Origin of the sequence: Mannheimia kashgarensis (assembly GCF_041807705.1) — a bacterium.
In the GTDB taxonomy this organism is placed as follows: Bacteria; Pseudomonadota; Gammaproteobacteria; order Enterobacterales; family Pasteurellaceae; genus Mannheimia.
On record NZ_JBGTYY010000053.1, the window covers coordinates 1 to 5530 of the forward strand.

Genomic DNA, 5530 nt, shown 5'->3' on the forward strand with positions numbered 1-5530 from the left:
GAGGGTTGTTAGAATAAAACATGAGAGTTTCCTTTTTGTTTAGATTGATTTTTGACACTCATATTCTAAACGGGAAACTCTCACTTTTTAGAGTGAATTGTCAGATCAAGTCTGATCTTCTACAGCTAAACTCAACCGCTTGTCATCACATTATAAGCGAGCAATATCAAACGCGACTTCTCGGCTATCTTTATTAAACTCCACCCCAATTTGGTAAATCGTTTTGCCTTGTCCTTGATATTTCTTCGCATAATCTCGGTCGATAATCTGTGCTAACGCTAACCCAAGCGGGCTTTCTTTCACATCTTTCCCTACTACTTTAAACTCAAAAATATAGACGTGGTTGTTCACCAGTAATGTCATATCAATATTCCCCACGCTGGTTGCATCTTCGGTAATAATCGGCAACCCCAGGCTGGCAAAATAGGCATAAAACACACTCGCCCAATAGCCTTCGTAATAAGCAATATTATTGTTTCTGTGCCAATCGTGCGGAATACTGGCGAAAAAGGCTTTGAGAACTAACTGCATACGGGCGATATCGTGTTGGATTAAAGCGTCGTATAAATGAGAACGCAGCGTTGAGCCTGATTCATACTTATGTAAGTAACGGCGTAGCAACATCGTATTTAGACTTTGTTGCACCTCTTTGTTAGGGTATTTAAGGGTATAACCCACGCCATCAAAGGTATTTACCACCTTATCAATCGTTAAATAGCCCGTTTGGAACATCAAGGAGACGGGGCTAATATCGCCCACATCAAACTTGGAGAGCAAAATATCATCAGAAATATCTTGCGAGATTTTGCCTAAATCAATGTTCTCGCTGATTAATTTATCAATCAAAAAGGTTGGCGAGCCCGTTTCAAACCAATAAGGCTTGTAAATTCGTTCTTCATTAGAGAAAAACAACAACACATCAAACGGGTTATACACACTCTCCCCCGACCAATTATAGCCGTTGTACCAATTCTTCAGCTCGCTTAAATCCACACACGATAATTCAGGGGCGAACACAGTTTCTAATTCAGACTGAGTATAGCCACATAAGTCGGAGAATTGTTTGTCGAGTGTCGCATCGTACAAGTTATTCAATCCTGAAAAGAGATTGATTTTGCTGAATTTGGAGACGCCTGTGAGCATTACAAAACGCAGATAGGCATCGCTTTCTTTTAGCACGCTATAAAAATCTCTTAAGCGGTTTCTAGCTAAGATAGCTTGTTCTGGGGTGGAGAGATTATCTAAAATCGGCTTATCATATTCATCAACTAACACCACCACTTTTTGCTCTGTTTGCGTGTAAATATGCTTGATAATCCGCTGAAAACGAGCCGCTTCCGATAAATGCGATTTTTCAGACAAGCCGTGAATTTCTTCGAGTTCCTCGAGCTTTTCATTCAGAATTTGAATTAAACGCTCTTCATCAAAGGTCACATTTGTACCAAAGCTAATACGGATAACAGGGTATTCCTTCCCCCAATCCCAATGCTTCTCTGCATAAAGTCCGTCAAATAAGGCTTTGTTGCCCGAAAACAGCTCGGCAATGGTATCTAAGGTTAAACTTTTACCAAAACGACGAGGACGAGAGAGGAAAATGAACTGCCCTGTTTCAATTAACTCAATGATTTTGTGTGTTTTATCTACATAGTAGTATTCATTGTTTTCTCTTAACTTAGCAAAGGTTTGAATACCAATAGGCAGCTGTTTTTTCATATTCTCTCTCCGAAAACAGGGTAGTGATAATGGGCTGGATTATAGCATATTTGCAAATTTTTGAGAAAAAACGACCGCTTGTTAGAAAGCGTGAAACGAAAAAAGCCCCATATTGCTATGGGGCTTTGTATAGCGAAACCTTTACAAAAAGGTTGCAAAATATAACAACTTGTATTACAGATTAGATTTAACCTAGAACCACATTGGTATCATCATCAACATAAATGTTATATACAGAACCATCTACATTTGCTGTATATAAGTCATATGTTTCTGAGCCGATGGTTTTTGCTGCCTTTTTCCCTTCAGTAAAGCCTTTAAGGTTCAAGGTATCATCAGTTCCTGATGTGTAAATGTTCAGGGTTTTACCTGAGCTGATTTTCGCAACAACCTCAGTACTAAGAGTTAATGTATCTGGAGAGAGAGAACCCATATAAATTGAGGTGAGTTGATTACCTAATTTAGCGAGTTGCTCTTGTGTCCAGTTGGTTAAATCTACAGTACGAGCAATGCTAGAAGATCCATTTTGATCTCCTATATTGAAACGCTCAATGATACCATCAGTCATACTATCGCTATAAGTAAACTCAGCTCTACCTGAAGAATCTATATCCATAATGTGTGTGGCTTTATGTCCATTTGGATAAACTACCTCTCTCTTAGTTGCAGTATTGTTAAATACAGGGTTCTCGTAGCTATTATACATTGTCCAATCTAATGTACCGTCAATACGCTTATCATATGTCGATTTAGATACTCTATTCTGAGTATCATATTCATATCTATAACGATATGGAACTCCTAGAGTGCCATCAGCAGCATCCCAGCGTCTATCTTCATACTCAACTCGACCATATTCATCAAAGTGACGAGTAACGTGTGAAATACGACCATCTACATATTTTGTTGAGTTAGCAATTTGTTGATTTAACTCGTTGAATGTATTAGTAAGAATAACATCATTTACGCCGTTATTATCTAAATCTCTCAACTCACGAACAACATTGCCATTTTGGTCGCGTTCATATCGATGGATAGCATCAATAGTACCATTATTGTCATTGTCAAACTTAGCAACCATAATCTGGCCTAAAGCATTTACCTCTCGATGCGTAACAACATCAATAATATTATCGTTGTTACTATCTGACTCTACTTTGATGATATGGTTGTTTGTATCACGGGTGTAGGTTTCAGTACGATCGGGGCTACCATCGCCATCAGTATCGAAATAGGCTTTAGCCGTTCTACCTAAGTTATCTAGATCATAGCGAGTGATTGAGTTGATAGTGTTATCTCCTAAAGTATCTATTGATAACTTAGTACGCTGATTGTTTACATTTAGTTCATAATACTCAATCTTGGTTAAGACTTCTCTGTCATTAACTAGATTATAGAAGTTAGTCTGTGTTAAGCCACCATCTGCTTCACGACTATACACCTCTTTTCTATCTAAAGTACCATCGTTAGTTAAGTCGATGTTTTTACCAACCCAACGACCATTTGCATCTAGGGTGTAAGTTTCACGGTAATCAAATTTACCATCTACGTTGTTATCACGCTCAAGGGAGGTTCTTTCGCCCTTTTCGTTATAGTCGTACTTCAATACTTGGTCTATGCCTTGTACGGTTTTGCCCGTATTATCCGTTGGGCGTATTTTACCTTCGGTGTTTTTATTGGCATCGTTATCCACCAACACCTCACGAACCCTACCTAGATTATCGAACTGCTGATAATGGATCTTATCAAGAAAACCATCTCATTTGTAACGTATAAAGCCAAGTACTAAAAAGGCTAAAATCTAGCCAACTTGTTTCCTATATTATTTAGTCTAAAAAAATAATCGAATACTCCATTTGATAAAAATTAGAAGAAAAAACACTCAAAGTAAAAATGGATAAAACAGTCGCTTTTTAACAAATCAAATCTGAATAAGTTAGTAGCTTGTTTTCTTGATAAGATCCATTATCAGCAGTTCGATAATCTGAGCATGGTTCGTGAAGTGTTGGTGGATAACGATGCCAATAAAAACACCGAAGGTAAAATNCAGTTCGATAATCTGAGCATGGTTCGTGAAGTGTTGGTGGATAACGATGCCAATAAAAACACCGAAGGTAAAATACGCCCAACCGATAATAGCGGCAAAACCGTACAAGGCATAGACCAAGTATTGAAGTACGACTATAACGAAAAGGGCGAAAGAACCTCCCTTGAGCGTGATAACAACGTAGATGGTAAATTTGATTATCGTGAAGAATATACCTTAAATGCGAATGGTAATATTCTTGAAACTGGGGTTGATTTACTCAATGATGGTAAGATTGAGAAAATAACAAAAAATACCTTAAATGCTCAAGGTAATATAGTTTCATCAGAATACTACAACCAAACAGCAGATGGTACACAAATTTACACTGGTAAGGGTGTGTATAAATTAGATAATAATGGGAACTATACTGAGAAATCTACATATTCTGCTATAGATGCATTACATCAAATTGAAACATATGAACTGGATGCAAAAGGTAACATAGTGAAGAAATTCATTGATAACTATGGTGATGGTACAATTGAACGCGCAGAAATCTATAGCTTAGATGCTTATGGACGTATTGCGAAGATCGAAAATGATGTTGGAAACGATGGCATAATCGATAGTCAATCAGTTTCAACATATGATGCATTAGGCAGAAGAACCAAATTATCTGCTGATAATGATAATAATGGTGTATTTGACCGTATCTCTGAGTATAAATATGATGTTTATGGTAATAACTATCATACTATAAACTTTAATACCCTAGGAGATAAAATCTCTGAAACTATAGTTTACTCTTATGACTCTCATGGTAGAAGGCTAGAGCATTATATTGATAGACTTGGTGATGGTCCTTCAAGAGATGACACTTTCTATAAGTCAAGTTATAACGATGTTACTGGCTTATCAAGAGTTGACTATTATCGAGGCGATAGTAAAGAATGGTATGGTGCAGATATTCAGGTAGGGAAAGACAACTATGGTAGAGTAAATGTGATCGCTAGCCCAGTAGCTGAAAATAGTCAAGAAATAGCATCTTACTATAATATCGCTCATGAAAATCCAATTTATATAAATGCCGAAACTCAAATGAAGAATTTCTTGGGTGGAACTATGCAAAGTGATGGTTCTATTTCTGGCGGACAACTTAATTGGACGGCTGATTTCATTATCTCTGAAACAGGTGGTACTCTAAAAACCTTTATCGATAATGTTGGCGAAAAAGATGGAAGTCAATATGAACAGCTCATTTATGGCAATCGCCAAAATAATGGTGCTCTAGACTTTATTGATGATTTCACAACTTGGTCTACTGAAGATGTTAATCGTCTCAAAGGTTTAAGAGTTATAACATTAAGTAAGTCAGATGCTTCTACTGAGATTACTTTAGATAGTACAATTATTGGAAAAATGGCACCTACAAATAGTGTTGGTACTGTCCAAGATGCATTGATTATCAACGGTGATGCAACCGACAAAGTTAATCTTAAAGGCGATAGTTTTACAAAATTAGCAACTACATTTACAGGCAGAGATGAAGAATTCGATATGTATTCAACAGAAGTTGATGGCAAAACTTACACGTTGTACATTGATAATGATATTCAAACTGTTATTGCTTAAACAAGCTAGATAAATCAATGTTATAGCAATGTGTAGAAGATCAGACTTGATCTGACAATTCACTCTAAAAAGTGAGAGTTTCCCGTTTAGAATATGAGTGTCAAAAATCAATCTAAACAAAAAGGAAACTCTCATGTTTTATTCTAACAACCCTCT

Annotated in this window: 2 protein-coding genes; both read right to left on the minus strand. The window is 36.9% G+C overall.

Features of this window, described 5'->3' with window-relative positions:
- Positions 1-150: 150 nt before the first annotated feature.
- Positions 151-1713 (minus strand): ATP-binding protein, encoded by a 1563-nt coding sequence (locus tag ACERCF_RS12295; RefSeq protein WP_373625760.1) that lies wholly within the window; start codon positions 1711-1713, stop codon positions 151-153.
- A 187-nt stretch (positions 1714-1900) separates the two neighbouring features.
- The gene (locus ACERCF_RS12300) at positions 1901-3406 is read right to left on the minus strand and encodes a hypothetical protein (RefSeq protein WP_373625762.1); all 1506 of its coding nucleotides are present in this window, start codon (positions 3404-3406) and stop codon (positions 1901-1903) included.
- Positions 3407-5530 lie beyond the last annotated feature (2124 nt).